Source organism: Brevundimonas diminuta, assembly GCF_022654015.1.
GTDB lineage: Bacteria > Pseudomonadota > Alphaproteobacteria > Caulobacterales > Caulobacteraceae > Brevundimonas > Brevundimonas diminuta_C.
The window spans coordinates 2,040,950-2,064,945 of sequence record NZ_CP073063.1; the positions used below are offsets into that span (position 1 = coordinate 2,040,950).

Annotated in this window: 24 protein-coding genes and 1 tRNA gene; 7 read left to right on the forward strand and 18 right to left on the reverse strand. The window is 66.6% G+C overall.

Going from position 1 to position 23,996, the window contains the following annotated elements:
* Positions 1-20 precede the first annotated feature (20 nt).
* The 7 genes from acpS to folK all read right to left on the reverse strand — a co-directional run bounded on the left by acpS (position 21) and on the right by folK (position 6,135).
* Positions 21-422 carry a holo-ACP synthase gene (acpS, locus tag KAK88_RS10125; protein ID WP_185224095.1) on the reverse strand — a complete coding sequence of 134 codons (402 nt, stop codon included), beginning with the start codon at positions 420-422 and terminating at the stop codon, positions 21-23.
* Positions 419-1,159 carry a pyridoxine 5'-phosphate synthase gene (locus KAK88_RS10130; RefSeq protein WP_242076554.1) on the reverse strand — a complete coding sequence of 247 codons (741 nt, stop codon included), beginning with the start codon at positions 1,157-1,159 and terminating at the stop codon, positions 419-421. The genes acpS and KAK88_RS10130 overlap by 4 nt, the downstream gene beginning before the upstream one ends.
* A 4-nt stretch (positions 1,160-1,163) precedes the next feature.
* The gene (pyrE, locus tag KAK88_RS10135; protein WP_242076555.1) at positions 1,164-1,748 is read right to left on the reverse strand and encodes an orotate phosphoribosyltransferase; all 585 of its coding nucleotides are present in this window, start codon (positions 1,746-1,748) and stop codon (positions 1,164-1,166) included.
* A 50-nt stretch (positions 1,749-1,798) separates the two neighbouring features.
* A complete protein-coding gene (locus KAK88_RS10140; protein ID WP_242076556.1) occupies positions 1,799-2,557 on the reverse strand; it encodes a TIGR00730 family Rossman fold protein in 759 nt (252 codons plus the stop codon).
* Complete coding sequence (locus tag KAK88_RS10145) at positions 2,554-4,623, reverse strand: RelA/SpoT family protein (protein WP_370458445.1); 2,070 nt, start codon at positions 4,621-4,623, stop codon at positions 2,554-2,556. The genes KAK88_RS10140 and KAK88_RS10145 overlap by 4 nt, the downstream gene beginning before the upstream one ends.
* A 224-nt stretch (positions 4,624-4,847) precedes the next feature.
* Positions 4,848-5,207, reverse strand: coding sequence for a DNA-directed RNA polymerase subunit omega (gene rpoZ, locus KAK88_RS10150; protein ID WP_017504892.1), 360 nt, complete (start codon positions 5,205-5,207; stop codon positions 4,848-4,850).
* Between the two features lie 361 nt (positions 5,208-5,568).
* Positions 5,569-6,135, reverse strand: coding sequence for a 2-amino-4-hydroxy-6-hydroxymethyldihydropteridine diphosphokinase (gene folK / locus KAK88_RS10155; protein ID WP_039245074.1), 567 nt, complete (start codon positions 6,133-6,135; stop codon positions 5,569-5,571).
* Between folK and KAK88_RS10160 the strand changes: the two genes are divergently transcribed.
* Together KAK88_RS10160 and KAK88_RS10165 are read left to right on the forward strand one after the other, a co-directional pair.
* Positions 6,134-6,670, forward strand: coding sequence for an NYN domain-containing protein (locus tag KAK88_RS10160; RefSeq protein WP_161639160.1), 537 nt, complete (start codon positions 6,134-6,136; stop codon positions 6,668-6,670). The two genes, folK and KAK88_RS10160, sit on opposite strands and share 2 nt — an antisense overlap.
* Positions 6,667-7,305, forward strand: a complete 639-nt coding sequence (locus KAK88_RS10165; protein ID WP_242076557.1) for a uracil-DNA glycosylase — start codon at positions 6,667-6,669, stop codon at positions 7,303-7,305. Before KAK88_RS10160 ends, KAK88_RS10165 begins: the two co-directional genes overlap by 4 nt.
* Before the next feature lie 3 nt (positions 7,306-7,308).
* Here KAK88_RS10165 and smpB read toward each other — a convergent pair whose 3' ends face one another.
* Both smpB and dapA read right to left on the reverse strand, forming a co-directional pair.
* Positions 7,309-7,782 carry an SsrA-binding protein SmpB gene (gene smpB, locus KAK88_RS10170; RefSeq protein ID WP_045810817.1) on the reverse strand — a complete coding sequence of 158 codons (474 nt, stop codon included), beginning with the start codon at positions 7,780-7,782 and terminating at the stop codon, positions 7,309-7,311.
* Positions 7,782-8,666, reverse strand: coding sequence for a 4-hydroxy-tetrahydrodipicolinate synthase (dapA, locus tag KAK88_RS10175; protein ID WP_066628287.1), 885 nt, complete (start codon positions 8,664-8,666; stop codon positions 7,782-7,784). Before dapA ends, smpB begins: the two co-directional genes overlap by 1 nt.
* 125 nt (positions 8,667-8,791) lie before the next feature.
* On the opposite strand from dapA, the gene KAK88_RS10180 reads away from it, so the two are divergent.
* A complete protein-coding gene (locus KAK88_RS10180; RefSeq protein WP_242076558.1) occupies positions 8,792-10,852 on the forward strand; it encodes a lytic transglycosylase domain-containing protein in 2,061 nt (686 codons plus the stop codon).
* On the opposite strand, the gene KAK88_RS10185 is transcribed toward KAK88_RS10180, so the two are convergent.
* From KAK88_RS10185 to KAK88_RS10200, 4 genes are read right to left on the reverse strand one after another with little or no spacing between them, the layout of a single operon-like run.
* Positions 10,846-11,601, reverse strand: coding sequence for an ABC transporter ATP-binding protein (locus tag KAK88_RS10185; RefSeq protein ID WP_242076559.1), 756 nt, complete (start codon positions 11,599-11,601; stop codon positions 10,846-10,848). The two genes, KAK88_RS10180 and KAK88_RS10185, sit on opposite strands and share 7 nt — an antisense overlap.
* On the reverse strand, positions 11,598-12,587 hold the full coding sequence (locus KAK88_RS10190) for a FecCD family ABC transporter permease (protein WP_242076560.1): 990 nt from the start codon (positions 12,585-12,587) through the stop codon (positions 11,598-11,600). The genes KAK88_RS10185 and KAK88_RS10190 overlap by 4 nt, the downstream gene beginning before the upstream one ends.
* Entirely contained in the window at positions 12,584-13,363 is a 780-nt protein-coding gene (locus KAK88_RS10195; protein ID WP_347264798.1) for an ABC transporter substrate-binding protein, read from the reverse strand. Before KAK88_RS10195 ends, KAK88_RS10190 begins: the two co-directional genes overlap by 4 nt.
* Before the next feature lie 17 nt (positions 13,364-13,380).
* Complete coding sequence (locus tag KAK88_RS10200; RefSeq protein ID WP_242076562.1) at positions 13,381-14,010, reverse strand: TetR/AcrR family transcriptional regulator; 630 nt, start codon at positions 14,008-14,010, stop codon at positions 13,381-13,383.
* Positions 14,011-14,214: 204 nt separating this feature from the next.
* Here KAK88_RS10200 and KAK88_RS10205 point away from each other — a divergent pair, with 204 nt between their 5' ends.
* The 3 genes from KAK88_RS10205 to KAK88_RS10215 are packed head-to-tail and all read left to right on the forward strand — an operon-like array spanning position 14,215 to position 17,255.
* Positions 14,215-15,531 carry a glycosyltransferase family 2 protein gene (locus KAK88_RS10205; RefSeq protein WP_242076563.1) on the forward strand — a complete coding sequence of 439 codons (1,317 nt, stop codon included), beginning with the start codon at positions 14,215-14,217 and terminating at the stop codon, positions 15,529-15,531.
* Between the two features lie 18 nt (positions 15,532-15,549).
* A complete protein-coding gene (locus KAK88_RS10210; RefSeq protein WP_242076564.1) occupies positions 15,550-16,461 on the forward strand; it encodes a class I SAM-dependent methyltransferase in 912 nt (303 codons plus the stop codon).
* Positions 16,458-17,255, forward strand: a complete 798-nt coding sequence (locus tag KAK88_RS10215) for a TrmH family RNA methyltransferase (RefSeq protein ID WP_242076565.1) — start codon at positions 16,458-16,460, stop codon at positions 17,253-17,255. The genes KAK88_RS10210 and KAK88_RS10215 overlap by 4 nt, the downstream gene beginning before the upstream one ends.
* Here the strand turns inward: KAK88_RS10215 and KAK88_RS10220 are convergent.
* Together KAK88_RS10220 and hrpB are read right to left on the reverse strand one after the other, a co-directional pair.
* Entirely contained in the window at positions 17,252-18,529 is a 1,278-nt protein-coding gene (locus KAK88_RS10220; protein ID WP_242076566.1) for an MFS transporter, read from the reverse strand. The genes KAK88_RS10215 and KAK88_RS10220 overlap by 4 nt on opposite strands.
* Before the next feature lie 56 nt (positions 18,530-18,585).
* A complete protein-coding gene (gene hrpB, locus KAK88_RS10225) occupies positions 18,586-21,012 on the reverse strand; it encodes an ATP-dependent helicase HrpB (protein ID WP_242076567.1) in 2,427 nt (808 codons plus the stop codon).
* Positions 21,013-21,157: 145 nt separating this feature from the next.
* Between hrpB and KAK88_RS10230 the strand changes: the two genes are divergently transcribed.
* Entirely contained in the window at positions 21,158-22,732 is a 1,575-nt protein-coding gene (locus KAK88_RS10230) for an amino acid permease (protein WP_242076568.1), read from the forward strand.
* A gap of 121 nt (positions 22,733-22,853) precedes the next feature.
* On the opposite strand, the gene KAK88_RS10235 is transcribed toward KAK88_RS10230, so the two are convergent.
* The 3 genes from KAK88_RS10235 to KAK88_RS10245 all read right to left on the reverse strand — a co-directional run bounded on the left by KAK88_RS10235 (position 22,854) and on the right by KAK88_RS10245 (position 23,934).
* Positions 22,854-22,938, reverse strand: a tRNA-Leu gene (locus KAK88_RS10235).
* 49 nt (positions 22,939-22,987) lie between these two features.
* Positions 22,988-23,350, reverse strand: coding sequence for a hypothetical protein (locus KAK88_RS10240; protein WP_242076569.1), 363 nt, complete (start codon positions 23,348-23,350; stop codon positions 22,988-22,990).
* Between the two features lie 68 nt (positions 23,351-23,418).
* On the reverse strand, positions 23,419-23,934 hold the full coding sequence (locus KAK88_RS10245; protein WP_045810805.1) for a Dps family protein: 516 nt from the start codon (positions 23,932-23,934) through the stop codon (positions 23,419-23,421).
* Positions 23,935-23,996 lie beyond the last annotated feature (62 nt).

The window sequence follows — 23,996 nt, forward strand, 5'->3', positions numbered from 1 at the left end:
CGCGCACGCCTATAACCTGATTACGACTGCGGCAAGGCTTCGATCACCACGAAGGCGAGCGCATACGGATGTTCGTCGCTCAGCGTCAGGTGGATTTTCGCCTCGTGTCCGGGTGGCGTCAGACGCACCAGATGCTCGGCCGCATGGCCGGTCAGCGCCATCGTCGGCTGACCGGAACGCAGGTTCACCACCCCCATGTCGCGCCAATAGACATCGGCCCGCATGCCTGTTCCCAAGGCCTTGGCGCAGGCCTCCTTGGCGGCGAATCGTTTGGCGTAGCTCCAGGCCGGGTCCGGCTTCCGATCCGAGCGGGTGCGTTCCAGTTCGGTGAAGCAGCGGGTCTTGAAGCGATCCCCAAACCGATCCAGCGACGCTTGAATGCGCCGGATGTCAGACAAATCTGCGCCGACGCCGATGATCATCTGGCCTCATCCATCGCCGCTCGCATCCGGCGGATCGCCCCGTCCAGGCCGATGAAGATCGAGTCGCCGATCAGGAAATGACCGATGTTCAACTCGCGGATTTCCGGAATCGCCAGCATGCGCGGGGCCGTGTCGTAATCCAGCCCGTGGCCGGCATGGACTTCCAATCCCAGGATGTCGGCCTGGGCGGCGGCGGCGGCGAGGCGTTCGAACTCGACCTCCCGCTCTGCCGGATCGGTCAGATGGCAGTAGCGGCCGGTGTGGAATTCGACCACTTGTGCGCCGACGGCGGCGGCGGCCTCGACTTGCGCTTCGGACGGTTCGATGAACAGCGAGATACGGATGCCCGCGTCGGTCAGCGCCTTCACTACGGGCGCAATCCTAGCTTCGTGACCGGCGACCGCCAGACCGCCTTCGGTCGTGACCTCTTCGCGCCGCTCGGGCACCAGACAGGCGGCATGCGGCCGGTGGCGCAGAGCGATGGCCAGCATCTCGTCCGTCACCGCCATTTCCAGATTCAGCGGCTTGCCGGCTCGGGCGCACAGGGCGCTCAACACATCGATGTCGGCGTCGGTGATGTGGCGGCGGTCTTCGCGCAGGTGGGCGGTGATTCCGTCGGCCCCAGCCGCCAGCGCCGCCTCGGCCGCGCGCGCCGGATCGGGATGCGTCCCTCCCCGCGCATTTCGCACCGTGGCGACGTGGTCGATGTTGACGCCCAGCCTGACCCGTTCGCGCATGGCTCTACTTCGACAATCTGCGGCTGCCGGGATCTTCCACCGGAAGCGCGGCTAATTCCCGCGGAAGCGCATCGGCTGGGTAAGCGGGCACGTCCAGCGACGCCAGGGCGATCAGCGGCACGCCCACATCCGCCTTGCCGCCCGAGCGATCGACGATACAGGCGGCGGCGATCACCTCGCCCCCGGCGGCCTGGATGGCGGCGATGCATTCGCGCGATGACAGGCCGGTCGTGACGATGTCCTCGACCATGACGACTTTTTCGCCCGGCTCGACCGAGAAACCTCGGCGTAGTTTGAACGATCCCCCCTCGCGCTCGACATACATCGAACGGACCTTCAGATGTTTGGCCGTCTCGTAACCCGGGATGATGCCGCCCACGGCCGGTGAGATGGCGACATCGACCGGGCCGACCGTGGCCGTGATCTTGTCCGCCAGCGCCTTGCACAGCCGCTCGCAGCGAGTTCCGTCCATGAAGACGAGATTCTTCTGTAGGAAGACCGGGCTGTGCAGACCGGACGACAGGACGAAATGGCCTTCGCGCAGGGCGCCGGCATCGCGAAACTCGTTGAGGACGTCTTCAGTGTTCATGACAGGGTTCTAGACCCGGATCGCGCGCGGATGAACCCTGCGGCGACGCTTCATTCGATGTTTTCGTTCGGCCGCAGCCCGCGCGCGAGCAGTTCGGCCCAGACGCCCTCCGCGTCCTCGGCGAAACCGATCAAGTCCAGGTCGCTCGCGGCGATCATTCCATGCTCGACCAGGGCGTCGAAACCGATCACCGAGGTCCAGTAGGCCTTGTCCACCAGAACGACCGGAAGCGGCGGCGCCTTCCTGGTCTGGCGCAAGGTCAGCATCTCGAACATCTCGTCGAAGGTGCCGAAGCCGCCAGGAAACACCACCAGCGCATTGGCGCGCATCGCCAGATGCATCTTCCGCATCGCGAAATAGTGGAAGCGGAACGTCAACTCCGGGGTCGAATAGGCGTTCGGCTCCTGCTCATGCGGCAGGGTGATGTTGAAACCGACGGACGGCGCGCCCGCGTCCACGGCCCCGCGGTTGGCCGCCTCCATGATCCCCGGGCCGCCGCCGGTGGCGATGACATCGTCAGGGGGTTCGCCGACGCGACCTCGCAAGGCTCCGCCGCGCTCGGACGCCAGTCGACCAAAAGCGCGGGCCTCGTCATACCAACGGTGCCCTTCGCGGATGCGCGCGCTGCCGAAGACGACGAGGGTCGAGCGCACGCCCCACGCCCTCAACGCCTCCTCGGGCTTGGCGTATTCCATCAGGAACCGCACGCCGCGCATCGAATCGCCCAGCAGGAAGTCCTGATCCATCGCCGCCATGCGATAGGACGGCGAGGCCATCTGCGCCGCGTTCGGCTTTATCGAATCGCTCATTCGCCGCGCGCGCGCTCGACAGAATCGACCGACGGATTGGCCCTCAGCGCCGCCATGATCATTGTCGCATGCTTGGCGTCTTCGACCTCGACATCCACGTCCACGTCGAAGAAGTCCTGCTGACGATGCGCCATCGACAGGTTGATGATATTGCCGCCGGCCTCGCCGATCAGGGTCGTGACCTGACCCAGCACCCCCGGCGCATTGCGTATCGTCGCGCGAATCCGGGCGGCGGCGACCGCGTCCGTCTCGGCCTGAGGGGTCCATTGCAGATCGTGCCAGACCGAATCGTCATCGGCGAAGGCGGCCAGGGTCTGGCAATCGATGGTGTGGACGGTCAGGCCAGATTCGGGCTCCAGAATGCCCACGATCCGGTCGCCCGGAACGGGCGTGCAGCATTGACCGAAGTGTACCGACACGCCGGGAGTCAGCCCGCCGCCGCGCACGAACAGCCGCGCCTTCTCGCCCTCGATGCGCTGCTTCTCGGGCCCAGCCTTCAGCCGTCCCTTCAGCGCGGGGAACAGGATTTCGGCCGCCGTCGTCGGCGACAACCGCCCGCGTCCCAGGCCTTCGAACAGGTCGTCGTCGCTCGCGACCGCCAGCAACTCCAGCACCGGCTTCAGCGACACGTCGGTCAGGGTCTTATCGACCCGGCCCAGGGTTTGATCCAGCGCGACGCGGCCCAGCTTGATGAACTCTTCGCGCTCGGAGGTGCGGATATGGCGGCGAATGGCGGAGCGCGCGCGGCCCGTAACTGTCAGGCTGCGCCAGTCGGCAGGCACTTCACGCTTGGAGCCACGGATGATCTCGACCACGTCGCCGTTCTGGAGCGGCGTACGCATGGGCTTCAGCTCGCCGTTGACCTTGACCCCGACGGCCGTATCCCCGACCTCGGTGTGGACGGCATAGGCGAAGTCCAGAGGCATTCCCCCACGCGGCAAGGTGACCAGTTGCCCCTTCGGCGTGAAGACGAAAACCTGGTCCAGATACATTTCGAGCTTGGCGTGCTCGACCCAGTCTTCGCCGCCCTCGCCGTGCTCGATCACCTGAACCAGATGGCGCAGGTTCTGAAGCGGATCACGCCCGCCCCCCTGCTCCATCGCCTCACGGTCGAAGCCGTAGGAATGGTTCTTGTAGCGCCAGTGGGCGGCGACGCCGTCCTCGGCGATCCGGTCCATGTCCTCGGTGCGGATCTGCATCTCGATGCGCAGACCCCGGGGGCCGACGACGGTCGTGTGCAGCGAGCGATAGTTGTTCGACTTGGGTGTCGAGATGAAATCCTTGAACCGCTCGGGCACCATCGGCCATTCGCGGTGGATCACACCCAGCGCGCGATAGCAGTCGTCCTCCGCCTCGACGATGACGCGGAAGCCGTAGATGTCGGACAGGGACGAAAAGCCGACCGACTTGCGCTGTAATTTGCGCCAGATCGAATAGGGCGTCTTCTGCCGGCCATAGACATTGGCCTTCAGGCCCGCTTCCGACAGGACCCGCTCGACCTCGCTCGCAACGCCGTCGATGGCGCGACCATGCTCCAGCTTCAACGCTTCCAGCCGCCGCTCGATGGCGGTCTTGGCCGTCGGGTTCAGATGGGTGAAGGCCAGTTCTTCCAGCTCGGACGCGATCGAGTGGATGCCGATCGACCGACCCAGGGGCGCATAGACTTCCAGCGTCTCGCGGCTGATCCGCTCGCGCTTCTCCGGCTTCACGAACTGGAGCGTGCGCATATTGTGAAGACGGTCGGCCAGCTTGACCAGCAGCACCCGCACGTCCCGGCTGATGGCCAGGATGAACTTGCGGAGGTTCTCGGCCTGGCGCGTGTGCTCGGCCTGAAGCTCCAGCCGCGACAGCTTGGTCACGCCCTCGACCAGGACCGCGACCTCTTCACCGAACATGCCGGCGATGTCATCGCGCGTCGCGGTCGTGTCCTCGACCACGTCATGCAACAGGGCGGTGACGATGGTGGCGGTGTCGAGCTTGTAGTCGGTCAGTATGCCCGCGACCTGGATCGGGTGGGCGAAATAGGGATCGCCCGAGGCTCGCAATTGCGAACCGTGCATCTTCATCGCATAGACGTAGGCGCGGTTCAGAAGCGCTTCGTCGGCGGTAGGGTCATAGGCCCTGACGGCCTCGATCAGCTCGAACTGGCGAAGGATCGGCGCGCGCTTGGGCTGCGGCGCGGGATCGACGAGCGCCGTCTGAGGCTCGTTTTTGTTTGCAGCTTGGGGCGCCGGCGGAACCGTCTCGGTCCGCGCCGGCAGGATAGTGACGCCAGGGGCTCCCTCGGGCGTCAGTACCGCTCCTCCTGACCGCCGTCGCGGTCGCTTTGCAGCGCGCGGATCAGTTCGGCTTCGGCCATGTTCATGTGCTGCGGCGAAGCCAGCAGGGCGACCGTTTCGGCTTCGTCCTCGGCTTCCGTCCGCTCATCGACACGTTGCAGCGTGGTGATGATGGTCTCGCGCAGTTCGTCCGGCACGACGGTGTCGTCGGCGATTTCGCGCAAAGCGACGACAGGGTTCTTGTCGTTGTCGCGGTCGATCGTCAGGGCGGCGCCGTTGGCGATGCTGCGGGCGCGGTGGCCAGCCATCAGCACCAGACCAAAGCGGTTCGGAACCTTCTCGATGCAGTCTTCGACGGTGACGCGGGCCATGAAATTCCTCGAACGCGGGGGAGAACCGCGTCAAATACAGATGAGGACGGCTTTTTGCAACGCCACAGGGGCGGAAGTTGGGCGTCAAGGCGCACTTCGCGGGACCGTGGCTTGCCGTTCTCTGAAGTTTCGGACGCCTTCAGGAACCTGGGAGCAGACCGTCCCGCCCTCGCCATACGTTCTGCAATAAACACCGGGGTCATCAGTATGGATGCTGCTCCATGGATCGAAGCGAGCAGGATTGGGCTTTATCAGCACTACGAAAATGCAGATCAGAACTGCTACTGCGGCGACTGCGATCGCCAATCCTAACGGCGCGGCCAATCGCATCTGAATTAGCGCTAGCTCAATCCGCCGCCGGCTAGACCGCATGGGCGTCCGTCCCCACCTTGGCAGACACGACGAGCGCCGCAGCACTTCGATGCGTCGTGGGATGCACCCAATCCGGCGCGATCTCGGAGATGGGGCCCATGACAAACCGCCGCTCGGCCGCGCGGGGATGGGGCAGGATCAATCCTTCCAGATCACCGCTCAATCGTCCGTAGGCGATCAGGTCCAGATCCAACGTCCGCGGCGCATTGCGAACCGACCGCTCGCGGCCGAACGCGTCCTCGATCCGGCCGAGCGCCGCCATCAGGGCATGCGGATCGTGTTCTGTGCGGATGATGACCACGCCGTTCAGAAAGGCGGGATCGTGCGGATCGGGCCAGGCTTGAGAAGACCACCACGACGAGCGGGCGATTACATCAATCCCTTCGCTCCGAAAACGCGCGATCGCCGCCTCCAGCGCTTCGGTGCAGGACGACCAAGCCCCCTTGTCATTGCAGCCCAGGGCCACGATGACTGCATCATTCAGGTCGAACCCGTCATCGATTCCGACGGCGACCGCGCGATCCGATTTTTCATCTCTCTCGACGGCTTCGACCATGTTTCATCCCACCGACCGGCTGGCGATCTTCATCGACGGCTCGAACCTCTACTCCGCCGCCCGCGCCTTGCAGCACGACATGGACTTTCGGCGGATGCTGGACTGGTTCCGCGAGAGGTCCATCCTGACCCGCGCATACTACTATACGGCCGTGGTCGAGGGCGAAGAATTCTCGCCGGTCAAACCGCTGGTGGATTGGCTCGACTACAACGGCTTTTCGGTCGTCACCAAGCCGGTGAAGCGGTTCACGGACACTAGCGGCCATAGCCGGATCAAAGGCAATATGGACATCGAGATCGCGGTGGACATGCTGGAGTTGGCGCCGCACATCGACCATGCGGTGCTGTTCTCCGGCGACGGCGACTTCCGGCGGGTGGTTCAGGCAGTCCAGGCCAAGGGCGTGCGGGTCACTGTCATCTCGACCCAGAAGACCCAGCCGCCGCATATCGCCGACGAACTACGTCGTCAGGCCGACGCCTTCCTGGACTTGAACGATCTGATGGCCGACTTCGGCCGCCCGAAGGCCGCCCAATGACCCTGACGCCCGAACCGCCCCGCGACTGCCCATTGTGCCCCCGCCTGGTCGCCTATCGTAAGGAGAATGCGCGCCAGAATCCAGACTGGTGGAACGGGCCGGCCGCCTCGTTCGGCGATCCGAACGCGCGTCTGCTGATCGCCGGCCTCGCGCCCGGCCGGACCGGCGCCAACCGCACGGGACGTCCCTTCACCGGCGATCACGCCGGCTGGCTGCTGTACGACACCCTGAAGAAGGCCGGCTTTGCCCAAGGCCATTACGATCCGAACGGCGACGATGACCTGACGCTGACGGACTGCATGATCACCAATGCTGTCCGGTGCGCCCCGCCCGGCAACAAGCCTCTGCCGATCGAGGAGACGACCTGCCGCCCCTTCCTAATCGACCGGCTCAAGCTGCTGCCGAATCTGAAGGTGATCGTGACGCTGGGCGACGTCTCCCGCCGCAACATCCTGAGAGCGTTCGGACGGCCCGCGTCAGCGATGCCGGCGGGTCACGGCGCGCAGGGCGAAGCCGGCGGCTACGTCATTCTCAACAGCTATCACTGCTCCCGCCTGAACACGAGCACGGGTCGCCTGACGCCGCAGATGTTCGAGGACATCTTCGCGCGCGCCCGGACGCTGATCGAGGCCTGAGCCTCAGCCCTTGTCCCGCATCAGCCGGGCCTTGTCGCGCTGCCAGTCGCGCTCGGCCGAGGCCTCGCGCTTGTCATGCAGCTTCTTGCCCTTGGCCAGCGCGATCTCCAGCTTCGCCTTGCCCGCATCGTTCAGATAGAGCTTCAGCGGGATGATGGTCTGACCGTCGCGTTGGACCGCGCCCATCAGTTTGTCGATCTGCTTTCTGTGCAGCAGCAGTTTACGCGGTCGGCGCGGCTCGTGATTGAAGCGGTTCGCCTGTTTGTACGGCGGGATATCGGCGTTGATCAGCACGATCTCGCGCCCTTCGACGGACGCATAGCTTTCGGCGATATTGGCCCGGCCGTCGCGCAGCGCTTTGATCTCGGTGCCCAGCAGCTGGATACCGGCCTCGATATTGTCTTCCAGGAAATAGTCGAACCGCGCGCGGCGGTTTTCGGCGATGACCTTGGACTTCGATTGCGGCTTGGGGGCCATCAGATGACGCCCGCCGCCGCCATGGCGCGGTCGATAAAGGGTTTGACCGCATCGGAGGTCGGCGACAGCGGCAGACGCGCCTCCTCGTTGCACAAGCCAAGCTTGGCCAGGGCGTATTTCGTCGGCGCGGGCGAGTTGTCCAGGAACAGCGCCTTGCAAAGACTGATCAGTCGGTCCTGCCAGTCGCGTGCTGTCGCATAATCTCCGGCGGTCATCGCATTGTGCAAGGCGACCATGGCCTCGGGCGCGACATTGGACGCCACCGAGATCAGGCCGACGCCGCCATGGGCGTGGTAGCCGAGATAGCTGGGGTCGTCGCCCGAGATCAGGTCGAACTGACCATCGATGTTCGCGCGCATCCAGCTGACGCGGCTCATGTCGCCCGTGGCGTCCTTGATGCCGACGATATTGGGGTGGGCCGCCAGACGCGCGACCGTCTCATTGGACAGATCGGCCCCCGTCCGGCCGGGCACGTTGTAAAGCAGGATCGGCAACTGCACGGCGTCGGCCACCGCCTCGAAATGCGCCGCCATGCCCGCCTGCGACGGGCGAATATAATAGGGCGTCACGATCAGCGCCCCGTCCGCGCCCACCGTCTTGGCGTGGCGGGTCAGGTCGATGGCTTCCTTGGTATAGGGCGATCCGGTGCCGGCGATGACGGCGACGCGCCCGGCCGTCAGGCGCACGCACAGCTCGATGACGTGTTTGTGCTCATCCAGGTCCATGCTGGCGCCCTCGCCCGTCGTGCCCATCGGGACGACGCCGTGAACCCCTGCGGCGATCTGACGCTCGAGCAGTTTGGCGAATGCGGCTTCGTCCACGTTTCCGTCACGAAGTGGTGTGATCAGGGCGGTGATCACGCCCTTGAACAAGGGGGCGTTCATGAGACTAAGCTGGCCTGCGTGGGGAGTGACGATGGACGGATGTTCATCGCCTTTGCAATGAGCGCGGGACGTTAGGTCGCCAGCGGCTCCGCCGCAACCGGGATTGAATGGGAACAGGACAGATCATGATCGCGACCAGTCTGGCGGCGGCCCTCGCCGTCATTGCGCCGAACCCGCAGGACGCCCTGCCCACCCAGCCTGTGCCCTATGCCTCGGCGTCTTCGTCCGTGCCCGGCTATCCGGCGACCTATCAGGGCCGCGTGCTGAACGATCAGGACACGGCGCTGTTTCGCCAGGGGCTGGCGGCGGCCCGTGCGCGCGACGTGTTCGGCGCCCAGTCCGCCATGTCGCAGATCAGGGACGCCTCGGCTCGCAAACTGGTCGAATGGGCGCTGATCGACACTTCGGGCGAGCAACTGTCCTACTCGGACCTCGCGCGAGGTCAGTCGGATCTGGCGGGATGGCCGCGCGGCGAATCAAGACGCGCCGCCGCCGAAAAGGTGCTGGACCGCTCCGGCATGGGCGCGGACGCCGCCCTGTCCCTGATGTCCGACGGCAAGCCGACGACGGTAGAGGGAGCCATCGCCTACGCCTCCGCGCTGCAGCAGCGCGGCCGCCAGGATGAGGCGCGCGCCCTGGTCCGCGACTGGTGGCGCACCCGCTCGTTCGACGATGCGCCGCAATCGCGTATCCTCAGTCAATGGGGCTCCTGGTTGACACCCGCCGATCATGAGGCGCGGCTGAACATGCTGCTGCTCGGTCCGCACGGACCGGCGACGCGCAGCATGATCAATCTGGTTTCGCCCGATCGCGCCGCCATCGCCAACACGGTGATGACCCTTCGCTCGGCTTACAGCCCCGACGCCGTCATCGCCAATCTGACGCCGGCCCAAGCGGCCGATCCGGCGGTCGTGCTGGAGCGTGTTCGCCTGCTGCGATCGCAAAATCGCCAGTCCGAAGGCTTTGCTCTGCTGGCCAATCTTCCGCCGGCGCCGGGCCACACGACCGGCGACAACACCCTGTGGAGCGAGCGCCGCAACTACTTCCTCGACGCCCTTCAACAGGGCAACTGGCGCGCGGCCTATGACGCCATGAACGGCCACGGCTTCACCTCGGGCGATCGGATGGTGGACGCCGAATTCTTCGCCGGTTGGGTCGCCCTGACCAAGCTGAACCAGCCCGAGGTCGCCGCCCGCCATTTCGAGGCTCTGCGCACCGCCTCGTCCACGCCGATCACTCAGGGCCGCGCCTACTATTGGCTGGGTCGCGCCGCCGAGGCGCGCGGCGAACGCGACGCCGCCCTAGCCTACTATCGCAACGGCGCCCAGCACTGGCAGACCTTCTACGGTCAGCTGGCGGCCGAGAAGGCGGGGATGACCACGCTTCAGCTGCCGGGCGAGCCTGTGCCGTCCCAAGCAGACATAACCCGCTTCGAAGGCAATGAGATCGTCCGCGCCACACGCATCCTGGGCGAGACGGGCGAAATGAGCCTGCTGCGCGTCTTCGCCTATCAGCTCGACAACGACCTGCCGACGATCAACGACCTGGCTTTGCTGATGGACCTGTCGCGCAGCTATGGCGAGGGTTTCACCGCCATGATGGTGGGGCGCGCCGCCAGCCAGAGAGGCTTCGTCATGCCTGAGCGCATGTATCCGGTCCGCATCCCGCCCCAGGTCGGCGGCGCCGCGCCGCTGGAATTCACCCAGGCGATCACACGCCAGGAATCCAGCTTCGATCCCCGCGCCCGCTCCGGCGCCGATGCGCGCGGCATGATGCAGTTCCTGCCGTCCACCGCCTCCGGCGTCGCCCGCCGCCTGGGCATGAGCTATTCCGCCGAGCAGTTGTGGGACCCTGACTACAACATGACCTTGGGCAGCTATCACCTGGGCGAGCTGATGGCCGCGAACAACGGCTCCATGCTGCTGGCGACCGTCGGTTACAACGCCGGGCCGGCGCGCCCAAGCCAGTGGATCGCCCGTTGCGGCGACCCGCGCGGCGATGCGATCAAGACCATCGACTTCATCGAGTGCGCGCCCTTCACCGAGACGCGCAACTATATGATGCGGGTGATGGAGAACATGGCGGTCTACAAGGCCCGCCTGAACGGCGGCACGGCCCCGCTGACGCCGTCGGCCGACATCTCGCGCGGATCGGCGGCGGGCGCGCGGCCCTATATCGCCTATTGAGCCCGGCGGGCCGCCAAAAGCGGCCCGTTCGGCCCCTCGATCCACTCACCGTCCAACCCGAAGACTTCGCGCAGGACGGCGGGCGACAGGGCCTGGATCGGTGGGGCGTCGGCGACGACTCGCCCCCGGTCCAGCACGACGATGTGATCCGCCACGGTCGCAGCCAGGGTCAGGTCGTGAAGGCTGACCATCACCCCTGCCCCACGGTCAGCGCGCGCTCTCAGGCGCTCCAGCACCAGACGCTGCGCATCCGGGTCCAGCCCCGCGATCGGCTCGTCGGCCAACAGCAGCGGCGCATCGACGACAAGGGCTCGCGCCAACAGCACCCGCGCGCGCTCTCCGCCTGACATCTCGGCGACGCCGCGGTCCGCCAGATGGCCAACGCCGACCTCGTCCAAAGCGGCTCGCGCGCGCGCCAGCGCATCCGCGCCTGACAGAAACGGCGCGCCAAGCGCCGCCAGCTCTACCGCCGGCAGATTCCAGGCGATGCGACGTTCCTGCGGCAGATAGGCGACGCGCTGCGCACGCTGACGATGGGACAGATCGACGATGTTTGCGTCGCCCAGTCTGATTTGGCCGCCAGTCGTCTCCAGCAGTCCCACGGCGGCGCGGATGGCGCTGCTCTTGCCCGCGCCGTTCGGTCCGCACAGAGCGACGACCTGGCCCGCCGCGACCGACAGGCTAACCCCGTCCAGCACTACGGCCTTGCCGAGCCGCGCCTGAACCGTCTCCAGCGACAACAAGCTCACAGCCGCCACTCCCGCGCCGCTCGCCACGCGATCAGGGCGAAGAGAGGCGCGCCGATCAGGGCGGTAAACACACCCAGCTTCAGTTCCTGATCCGTCGGCGTCAGTCGCGCCAACAAATCCGCCACGATCAGCATCAGCCCGCCAGCCAGCGCCGAGGGCGCCAGGATTCGTTTTGCATCACTGCGTACCGCCGCTCGCACCAGATGCGGCGCCGCCAGGCCCACAAATCCAATAACGCCCGCCACCGCCACCGCGGCCCCCGTAGCCAAGGCCGCCGCGATCAGGGCGAAGGCCCTTAACCGTCCCATATTCAGTCCGGACGTCGCCGCCCCCTCTTCGCCCAGAGTCAGCATCCGAAGACCAGCGCCCGACAAGGCAGCGAAGACGCCCGAGACGATGACGGCCGGGGTCACCCAGGCCACATCGACCCAGCTTCGGTTCTGCACCGATCCCAGCAGCCAGGACATGACCTCGGCCGAGGCGATCGGCGATGGCGACAGGTTGAAGATCAAGGCCGTCGCCGCGCCAGCGAAACTGGACAGCGCCACCCCGAACAGGATCAGGGCCTCGGGTGCCCGCATTGCTCTGGACGCCACGATCAACAGTCCGCCCGCCAAGGCCGCGCCCGCCAGGGCCGACACCTCGACCAGTCCCGGCACGGCCGCAGCGCCAAGCACGATGGCCAGCGCCGCGCCCAAGGCCGCCGTCGCCGACACGCCCAGCACGCCGGGATCGGCAAGCGGATTGCGCAACAGCCCCTGCATTACCGCGCCCGCCAAACCCAGGGCCGCGCCGACGACCAGGGCGCAGACCGCGCGCGGCGCCCGCACCTGCCACAGCACCTCGGCCGGACCGGATGTCGGATCACTGAATGCAGCCGCATACTGATCGACGCTGAACGCCGTCTCGCCGGCCAGCACCGCCAGAGCCAGCGCCGCGACGATCAAGCCGATCAGAACCAAGCCCAGCCGAACCGTTCTGTTCACGGCCGCCCCTTGGCCATCATCTCCACCGCGTCGGCGGCGAACCAGGCTGGGCAGGTCAAGGTCGCGGCGGGCAGGCGCGCCGCCGTTCGACCCTCGGCCGCTCGCGCGACAACCGGATGCCGCCCCGGTCCGCGCAGGTCGGCGCGCAGCTGATCGAAGAAGCCGAGCACAAATCGCACCGGAGGATTCATCGCGATTCGCTCGACGCTGAGTGCGCGAAAACCGGGAGTGGCCGTCAGATTGCGAAATCCGGCCGCCCGCATCATCGCATCGATCAGCGTGCCTGGCCCCGCGGTGAAGCCCCCCGATGTCAGATACACGGCCCCCGGCGCCTCAGCCGTGCGCTTCACCGGCGCCGCTTTGGCCAACTGCCTGTCCATCCGTTGCTCTAACGCCTGCCCGCGCTGCATTTGATCCAGATCGCGCGCCACGGTTTGGATATTCCGGCGCACCCCATTCAGGTTCACCGCGTCCTCGATCGTGGCCACCTTGACCCCGCGCTGCGCCAGCGCCGTCAGCAGGCGTGGCTCGCCGCCCCAGTAACGCACTACGACGTCAGGCTGAAAACCTACGGCGGCTTCGAGCGTCGGACGCAAACGCCTGTGACCAATCGCCTGCTGACGCAGCCGGGCGTCCGGATCGTCGGCGCGCGGCGACAACGCGATGTCCGCATCCGGCGCCAAGGCCAATACATATTGATCCGCGCACTGATCCAGCGCCATGATCCGCAAGGGCCTGGCCTGAGCCGCGCTGCTGCTGAACGCCAGAGCCGCCAAGGCGACACAGATATGCTTCATCTTTCGATCAGACCGGCGAACAGGGCGTCCAGGGTGGTGCGAACCAGCGCCTGTCGATCGGACCACGGGAAATAGGGCTTGGTGATCATGAGAGACACGATCCCATGCGCCGCAGCCCAGATCGCCTGGGCGATCGTGGCGGGATCGCCTTTCATGCGTCCGGCCGTCACGGCATCGCCGACCGTGGCCTCCAGTGTCGTGAACAGGCTGGCGCCCAGTTCTCGCGCCGCGTCCTGGGCGCCATCTCGCGCTTCGACCGGCCGTGTCAGATAGATCAGGCGATAGGCGTTGGGATGGGCGAAACCGAAGTCGATATAGCCCTCGATCATCCGCCGCAGGCGCTGTTCGGGCGGCGCTTCCTCATCGGCGACGGCGGCGTTCGACGCGATAAGCCGCGCAAAGGCGTCACGGCAGATTTCCTGCAGGATCGCGCCCTTGTCCGGGAAATGCATGTAGAGCGCCGTCGACGACAGCCCGACCTCGTCCGCGATCTTGCGAATCGTCGCGCCCTCATAGCCGTGCTCGACGAAGATCCGCTCGGCCGCCGCCAGGATTTCGCCCCGCCGCGAATGGCCTTCGCCCTTGGGCTTTCGGGTCGTGCGCGAGGCGTTCGAAAATTCAGACAAGCCGCTGCTCCGGGTGAGGCGCACTGAATAGCGACAATCCGTCCCGGACGCCAACCGACTTGCCGAACGCAGTTGTTTCAAATAGCCATTACGGGTTGTGGCGCTTTGGGGGCGGGTGCGGTGAAGGATTGGGCGCATCCGGGGATCAGGCCCCGCCGAAACGGCGCCTCACGACGCTCGCCGAGCGGTTTCCAAGTCACGACCTTGATCCTGCTCACCCTGACATCCGTCGTGGCGCTGATCCGCTGGCCCGCCGCCGCGATCGACGTCGGCTTGGTGCTGTTCCAAGCCGCCTTCGTGGTGTGCGCGTTGTGGAAGGCCTTCATCGGCATCGCCAGCCTGCGCCGCCCCGCGCCTGTTCCGCGTCCGATCGAATGGCCGCGCTACACCATTCTGGCGGCGCTTTATGATGAGGCGGCCGTGGCGCCGCAACTGATCGCCAACCTCAGCCGGATCGACTATCCGGCGCACAGGCTGGAGGCCTTTATCGTGCTGGAGGCGCATGACGAGGCCACCCTGGCCGCAGCCCAGGCGACGCCGAAACCGCCTTGGCTGAAAATCCTGATCGCGCCGCCGGGCAGTCCCCAGACCAAGCCGCGCGCTTTGAATTACGCCCTGGGTCAAGCGCGGGGCGATCTGGTCACCATCTATGACGCAGAGGACCGACCGCATCCGCAACAGCTCCGCCAGGCGGCGGCGCGTTTCGTCGCCCAGCCGCGGCTGGGTTGTCTTCAGGCTCCGCTGCGCATCCGACCGTCCGGCAAGGCTGGCTCTTGGTTTCTGGATCGGCAGTTCGCCTTCGAATATGCGGCCCTGTTCGAAGTGACCCTGCCGGGCATGGCGCGATTGGGCCTGCCTTTTCCGCTTGGCGGCACCAGCAATCACATCCGCATGACGGCGCTGCGTGGCGCCGGCGGTTGGGATGCGCACAATGTCACCGAGGACGCGGACCTGGGCTTCCGCCTGTGGTCGATGGGCTGGAAGCTCGGCGTCATCGACAGTCCGACGTGGGAGACGCCGCCGGGCGCGATGGACAGATGGCTGCCGCAGCGCACCCGCTGGCTGAAGGGCTATATGCAGACCTGGGGCGTGCATACGCGGCGGCCCAACGCCTTGGGCCGACGCGGAAGCTTGGCGCTGATCATGACCTTGGGCGCGGCGATCCTGTCGGCGGCCGCCCATGCCCCGACGCTGGCCTGGCTGGTTCTAGCCGTCGCCGTCTGGGCGCTTTCCGGCGTCTTGCCGCCCCTGCCAGGTGGCTCGCTTGGCGTGCTGGCGCTGGGAGTCATCGCCGCCTGGATGAGCTGTGCGGCCGGGGCGCGACGCGCCGGGCTCGATTACCGGCTGGGCGATGTGCTGGCTGCGCCGGCCTATTGGGCGCTCCTCAGCCTGGCCTTCGTCCATGCGGCCTGGCGGCTGGCGGTCGAACCGCACGTCTGGGACAAGACCCCGCACGATCGCGACGATCAGATGCCAGAATTGACCGTCGTGGCACCGGACGCTGGACGCGAGGCGGCCTGAGCGCCTATCAGCCCGACGATGGCGCCCGTCCTTTCCAAAACTCCCGAAACCCTCGTGACCTCCGGCTGGTCCGACTATGCCCTGCTGGACAGCGGCGACGGCAAGAAGCTGGAACGCTATGGCCGCTACACCGTCGTCCGACCCGAGCCGCAGTGTTTCTGGTCGCCCCGCGATCCAAAAGCCTTCGAAAACGCGACAGCGACGTTCGATCCGCAGCAGGAGGAGGAAGACAGCGGTCGCTGGCGGTTCGACAAGCACGGCCCCATCGACGCCTTCCCGCTGAAGTGGCGCGACGTGAGGTTCACCGGTCGTTTCACCCCCTTTCGCCACCTCGCCTTCTTCCCTGAACAGGCGGCCAACTGGGAATGGCTGGACGGGCGCGTGCGGGACTTCACACGCTCGGCCGGCCGTGCGCCGAAGATCCTGAACCTGTTCGGCTATACCGGCGTCGCTAGCTTGGCTGCAGCAGCCGCGGGTGCAGAGGTTACTCACGTCGACGCGTCCAAGAAGTCGGTCGCCTACGCGCGCGAGAACGCCAAACAGTCGGGCCTCGCCCAGCATCCGATCCGGTGGATTGTCGAGGACGCCCGCAAATACGTCGCGCGCGAAGTTCGGCGCGGCTCGAAATACGATGGCGTCATTCTGGACCCGCCCAAATACGGACGCGGCCCGACGGGCGAAGTCTGGCGCCTGTTCGAGGACATGCCGGGTCTGCTCAAGGACTGCGCCGCTTTGCTGGCGGACGATGCCGACTTCCTGTTGCTGAACGCCTATGCGGCCCGTGTGTCCGGCCTGTCCCTGGCGCACCTGATGGTCGAGGCGACCCAGGATCGCGGCGGCCGGATCGACTGGGGCGAACTGGCCCTGTCCGAAGACGGCCCGGACGCCCGCGCCATCGGCCTGTCCTTCTTCGCGCGGTGGAGCCGATGAGCGAACGCGTCATCACCTCCCTGACCAACGACACGGTCAAGGGCGTCCGGGCCCTGCATATGCGCAAGGAACGCGACCTGACCGGGACCTTCCTGGCCGAGGGGCTGAAGTTCATTGGCGAGGCGCTGGACCAGGGCCGTGCGCCCCGGATGTTGCTGGTCGGCGAGGACGCCCGTCCTCACCCTCTGCTGGATCGCGCCAAGGCCGCCACGCTCAAGGCTGGCGGCGACATCATCGTCGTCACCCACGCCATCCTCGAAAAAATCAGCCGCCGCGACAATCCGCAGACCGTGCTCGGCGTGTTCGAACAGGCATATGCGCCTCTCGACAGCCTGAACCCCGCCTCGGCCCCCTGCTGGGTGGCGCTGGAGCAGGTGCGCGATCCCGGTAATCTGGGCACCATCATTCGCACGGCGGACGCGGCCGGTTGCGGCGGGGTGATCCTGATCGGCGACTGCGTCGATCCCTATTCGGTCGAGGCCGTGCGCGCGACCATGGGCTCGGTCTTCGCCGTCTCGATCTCCAAGACGACGCCCGAGGCTTTCCTTGCCTGGCGCAAGACCTGGCCCGGCAGCGTCGTCGGCACCCGCCTGGACGCCAAGGTCAGTCACCGCTCGGCCGTCATGCAACAGCCGTCGCTGATCCTGATGGGCAATGAACAGGCTGGCCTGACCGACGCCCTGGCCGCCGCCTGCGACGTCAACGTCAAGATCCCGATGCGCGGCCGCGCCGACAGCCTGAACCTGGCCATCGCCACCGGCATCATGGTCTATGCCGCGACGGACGAAGCCTAGCGCTGCTCCTCCGGCGCAACCCGCCCCATGCCCCACAGGGCGGCGATGGTGACCAGAGCCGAAATCGCCAGATAGCCGCCGACGGCCCCCGGCCCGAACCGATCTGCCAGCTTCAGCGCGATGTAGGGCGCAAGCGATGCGCCCAGGATGCCCGCCAGATTGAAGGCCATCGACGCGCCGGTGTAGCGCACCGCTGTCGGGAACGGCCGCGCCATGGCCGCGCCGATGGGGCCATAGGTGCAGCCCATCAGGGCGAACCCCAGCGCAAAGAAGATCAGCAGGCCGCTGAGACCGCCCCCGAACAGCGGTGCGAACAGAAAGCCGAACAGGCCGATCCCGACCGAAGAGGCGATCAGCACCCTGACCTGCCCGTATCGATCCGCCAGCAAGGCTGTCACCGGTATGAAGGCGGCGAAGAACAGCACGCCGATCAACTGGATGGGCAGCACATCGGCCCGCGCCAGCCCCATGCCCGTCGTCGCCCAGCCCAGGGCGAAGACGGTCATCAAATAGAACAGGGTGAAGGTCGTCACGCCGCAGAAGGTGCCCAGAACTAGCGCCGCCTTGTGGTGGGCGAACAAGGTGACGGCCGGCGCCTTGACCCGCTCGTCGCGGTCGACCGCCTTCTGAAACTCGGGCGTCTCGGTGATCTTCAGTCGCACCCACAGGCCGACGAACACCAGCACGGCGCTGGCCAGAAACGGAATGCGCCAGCCCCAGCCCTCGAACGCGGTCTCGCTCATCGTCGAGGTCAGGACGATGAAGGATGTGGTGGACAGGATGAAGCCGATGGGCGCGCCCAGCTGAGGGAACATGCCGAACCAGGCCTTCTTTCCAGCCGGCGCATTCTCGGTCGCCAGCAACACCGCCCCGCCCCATTCGCCGCCCAGGCCCAGCCCCTGACCGAACCGGCAAAGGGCCAACAGCAGGGGCGCCAGCAGGCCGACCTGCTGGTGCGTCGGCAACAGGCCGATGGCCACGGTCGACAGGCCCATGGTCATCAGCGCCGCGACCAGCGTCGCCTTGCGCCCCACCCGATCCCCAAAATGCCCGAAAGCCAGGGCGCCGACGGGCCGCGCGAAGAAGGCGATGGAAAAGGTCGCGAACGAGGACAGCAGCGCCGTCCCCGGATCCTCTCCGGGGAAGAACAGCGTCGGGAACACCAGGACGGCCGCCGTGGCGTAGATATAGAAGTCGAAGAACTCGATCGTCGTGCCGATCAGGCTGGCGAACAGCACGCGGCCGGTGGAGTTCTTCGGCAGGACGTCGGACATCTTCTTCTCCCGGTTGTCCCAGCGATGCCCGTTTCCCGCCCGTCGCGTCAAGGCGATCAAGTCCCGCGCGGTTTGACCCGGTTCGTCGCCTGCGCCTCGGCCGGGTTTTCCGGCCACGGATGACGGGGATAGCGGCCGCGCATCTCCGCGCGCACCGCCGCCCATGAGCCGGTCCAGAAACGCGGCAAGTCCTTGGTGACCTGCACCGGCCGTCGCGCCGGCGATAACAGCGCCAGGGTCAACGGCACGCCGCCGACGGTCGGATGCGTCGTCACGCCGAACAACTCCTGCACCCGAATATCCACGCGCGGCCCGCCGTCAGCGGCATAGTCGATGGCCGCCGAGCCCAACGGCGTGATCAGGCGCGGGGGCGCCAGCTCGTCCAGACGGCGCTGTAGGTCCCAAGGGATCAGTCCACGCAAAGCCTCGGCCAGATTACCGTCAGCTATCCCCTCCAGCGACTTCGCCCCTTCCAGCAGAGGCCACAGCCAGTCCTGACGCGCCGCCAGCAGGGCGTTGTCCGACACATCGGGCCAGGCTGGGTCTCGCGCATGCAGGAACGCCAGACGCGCGCGCAGTTCCGATGCCTGCTCGCCCCATCTCAGTGCGCCTATACCATCCGCCTCGATCTCGGCCCGAAGGGCGGCGGTCAGGGTCTTCGCATCCGGCGCGCCGACGACCTTTTCGTCCAGCGCGATGGCCCCGATGCGCCGCGAGCGCCGGATCACCGACCGCCCCGCCGGTTCGCGCACCAGCCGGTCCTCCGTCGAGATCAGGCGCGCCAGATCGCTTTCGATCCGGTCCGCCTCCAGCGCCGCCGCCAGTCGCACCCGGTCGCGCGTGTCGCCGCCGCCGAGTTCGGCGATCGCCACCCAAGGCTCACGCGCCAGATGGTCGGTCGCGTCCAGCACGACCCCTCGCCCACTAGCCAAAAGGTATTCACCCGCCTTGCCCCGCGCCTTTGCGATCCGCTCGGGAAAGGCCTCGGCCAGCAGCAGTCCCGGATCGATCGTCCGACCCGATCCACCACCCGCCGCGCGCGCCCAGCGCTCCGCCAGTTTGATCGAATCGCGCGCTCTCTGCGTCCGATCGCGCTCCAGCCCGATCAGGCGATCCGCCAGATCGACGCTCGATCCGCCCAGACCCGGCTCGCTCAACACCGCCGCGATCCGTGCGCCCGTCATCGCGTCGCCGGCGTCGGACGCCACGGCGACCATATGCGCCAGCCGAGGCGACAGCGGGATCTTCGTCAGCCTCAGCCCGTGATTCGACAGTCCGCCATCGGCATCCAGCGCCCCCAAGCGTGTCAGCACCTTGCGCGCCTCGGCCAAGGCGCCGGCCGGCGGCGGGTCGAGCAGGGCCAGTCCCTCGACCGAGCGGGCGCCCCAACGCGCCAGGTCCAGGGCCAGTCCGGTCAGGTCCGCCTCCTGGATTTCCGGCCGCTGATGCGGGACCAGCCCGCGCGTCTGTTCCTCGTCCCACAAGCGGTAGCAGACGCCCGGCTCGGTGCGCCCGGCCCGGCCGCGTCTCTGTTCTGCGGAAGATCGGCTGACCTTGACCGTCGCCAACCGGGTCAGGCCGCTGGAGGATTCGAACCGCGGCACGCGCGACAGGCCGCCGTCGATCACCACCTGCACGCCTTCGATGGTCAGACTGGTTTCGGCAACCGAGGTCGCCAGCACCAGCTTGCGCCGCCCCGGCGCCGCCGGTGCGATGGCTCGGTCCTGCTCGCCGCGATCCAGCCCGCCATAGAGGGGCACGACATCGACGTTCGGCAGCCGCAGTCGCTCATTCACCAGCCTGGCCACCCGATGGATTTCGCCCTGCCCTGGCAGGAAGACCAGCACCGATCCCGTCTCCTCGCCCAAGGCGGTCAGACAGGCCCGCGCCACAGCCTCTTCGAACCGTTCGGATGGGTTGCGGCCCAGATACCGGGTCTCGACCGGCCAGGCCCGTCCCTCGGCCTCGATCACTGGCGCGCCGTCGAGCAGGCGCGAGACCCCGACCACATCCAGCGTCGCCGACATGACCAGCAGCCGCAGGTCCTCACGCAGCAGCTTTTGCGTGTCTCTCGCCAACGCGAGTCCAAGATCGGCGTCCAGGCTGCGCTCGTGAAACTCGTCGAACAAAACCGCGCCCACGTCCTCCAGTCCCGGATCGTCCAGAATCATGCGCGTGAAGACGCCCTCGGTGATCACCTCGATCCGCGTGTTCGGCCCGATCCTGCTCTGCAGCCGGGTGCGATAGCCCACCGTCCCGCCCGGCTGTTCGCCCAGGCTCGCAGCCATCCGGTCGGCGGCCGCCCGTGCGGCCAGGCGTCGCGGCTCCAGCACCAGCACCTTGCCCTCCAGCCACGGCTGATCCAGCAGGGCCAGTGGCACGACCGTCGTCTTGCCCGCCCCCGGCGGCGCCGCCAGCACGGCCGTATTGCCCGCGCTCAGCGCGGCTTTCAGCGGTTCAAGAACGGCGTGGATGGGCAGCATGTGTCGCCTCTAGCCTGCCGACAGGCGATCACGAAAGCGTCGTCGCGCCTTAACCACCCCGTCATGCGCGTTGCGCGCCGCCTCATCCGTCGCTAGCGTCCGCCCCAAGCAGCCGAGGGGCTGCATCAAAACGTGGGGGTATTTTATGTGGCGCGTTAAGTCGCTCGACGCGATCCTTGCCACGGCCGAGAAGAAGTCGCTTCACCGGTCGCTTGGTCCTATTCAACTGACGCTTCTGGGGATCGGGGCCATCATCGGCACCGGAATCTTCGTCCTGACCGCCTCGGCCGCCCAAAAGGCCGGACCGGGCATGATGATCAGCTTCGTCATCGCCGGCGCGGTCTGCGCGGTCGCGGCGCTCTGCTACTCCGAACTGGCGTCGATGGCCCCGGTGTCTGGCTCGGCCTACACCTACACCTACGCCGTGATGGGCGAACTGCTGGCCTGGACGGTCGGCTGGGCGCTGATCCTGGAATACGCCGTGGCGGCCTCGGCCGTGTCGGTCGGTTGGTCGGGCTACGTGCTCGGGCTAATAGAACAGGGGCTCGGATTCGATTTCCCCGACCTCCTATCCGCCGGGCCGACCTGGTCGATGAACGGCTTCATCCCCACGCCTGACTTCTCGGCCGGGATCGTCAACATCCCCGCCATCGTCGTGGCCCTGCTTGTGACCGCCCTGCTGATGGTCGGCACCACGGAATCGGCCCGGGTCAATGCGATCCTGGTCGCGATCAAGGTCGTCGCCCTGACGGTCTTCATCGTCATCACCCTGCCTGTCGTCCAATCGGCCAACCTGTCGCCGTTCGCCCCCAACGGCCTGTTCGGCCAATATTCGGGGATGGGCATCGTCGGCGCAGCAGCCTCGATCTTCTTCGCCTATGTCGGGTTTGACGCCGTTTCGACGGCGGCCGAGGAAACCAAGAATCCGCAGCGCAACGTGCCCATCGGCCTGATCGGCTCGCTGGCCATCTGTACGATCTTCTATCTGCTGGTCGCGCTCGGCGCCGCCGGCGCCATCGGCGCTCAGCCGGTTCTGGGCGCCGCCGGTGAAGCGGTCCAGCCGGGCTCGCCCGCCTTCGTCGCCGCCTGCGCCCTGCCCGCCAACGCCGAAATGCTGGTCTGCTCCAACGAGGCCCTGGCCCACGTTCTGCGTGTCGTCGGGCACCCCCAGATCGGCAACGCCCTGGGCACCGCCGCCCTCCTGGCCCTGCCCTCGGTCATCCTGATGATGATCTTTGGTCAGACCCGCATCTTCTTCGTGATGGCGCGCGACGGTCTGCTGCCGGAAGGCCTGACCAAAATCCACCCCAAGTGGAAGACGCCCTACATCGTGACCGCCGCCACCGGCATCGCGGTCGCCATCGCCGGCGCCCTGTTCCCGGTCGGTCAGCTGGCCGACATTTCGAACTCGGGCACTCTGTTCGCCTTCTTCATGGTGTCGATCGCGGTGCTGGTGCTGCGAGTCAAGGATCCGAACCGCCGCCGTCCGTTCCGTACGCCGCTGATCTGGGTGTTCGCGCCCCTGTCGGCGTTCGGCTGCGCCTTCCTGTTCTGGAACCTGCCGCATGACGCCAAGATGGTGCTGCCGATCTGGGGCGGCATTGGCCTGGTGATCTACTTCGCCTACGGCTACCGCAAGAGCCACCTGGGTCGCGGCGTGGTCGAGGTTCACGAAACGGATGGTGACGTTCCGCCGCCGCCCGTGCCGCCGATCAGCTAAGACCAAACCGGGCCTGTCGCACCAATCGCGGCAGGCCCATCGATCGGCCTCAAATAGCCCGCACGGGCGATAGGCCAGGAATAAAGAAAGGCCCCGGAGCAATCCGGGGCCTTTTTTGTCTTGGTGCGGATGAGAGGACTCGAACCTCCACGCCTCTCGGCGCTGGAACCTAAATCCAGTGCGTCTACCAGTTCCGCCACATCCGCATCGGGTAGGCGGTCGCGTCTAGAGGGTGACGCCGCTCAGGGCAAGGCCTCAGCGACGCCCAGCGACCAGTTCGTTGCGGATGGAGCGTCCCAAGGGATCGCGGGCGCGCCAACTGTCGCCGACATCGGCCTCGACCATGCGGCTGCAGAAGCGCGGCAGGATCTGGCGCGGAATGAAGCCGGACAGACAGATCTTGTCACCCTCGGCCGACCAGCGCGCCGCCACACGTCGCCCGTCGGAAAACTGCGAGGTGTAGCGTCCATCCGGCTCGAAATAATGCCGGACCCACTGTCCATTCGGATAATGGGACACGATCGTGTTGCCGAACGCCTTGGACATATCAGCTGAGGCGGGCGAGGCCACCAGCACCCCCACGATCGCCAAAACGCAGATCACCGAAACCTGCTTCACGCGCCCCTCCTGCGCCATCCGTCATCGACTATCGACGATACATAAGACGGCGCAAGTGCTGCGGTTCCTCAGCCGTTACCGCGACGACCCGATTCGAACAGGAACCAGACGCGTTTCTCGCTCTCGTCGATCCAGTTCTCGAGCAGGCTGGCGGTCGCGACGTCGTTATGCTCGTCGCAAAGGTCATGCACCTCGCGCATCCGGCCGATCAGTTCACCGTTGTCGTCGCGAAGCTCCGCCAGCATATCGAGAGGATCGACATAGTCGGCGTCGTTATCGGCGATGCGTGATTCCTTGGCGATCTGACCGATGGAGCGCAGGGTGGTCCCGCCGATCTTGCGCGCCCGCTCGGCCATCGGATCGGTCATGGCCAGGATTTCCGCCGACTGCTCGTCCAGCATCAGATGGTAGTCCCGGAAGTGCGGACCCGAGACGTGCCAGTGGAAATTCTTTGTCTTGATGTAGAGAGCGAACGTATCGGCCAGCAGGCCGGTCAGAGCGGCGGAAATGCTCTGGGTCGCCTCCTCCGACAGGCTCGTCGGCGTCTTCAGGGGCGCCAGGCGCTTTTCTTTGGCGGTAACCATCATCGTTCTCCTCAGCAGCAGTCTGCGGTCAAGCTAGGTAGTCGGGCATCCGGACGGAAGCC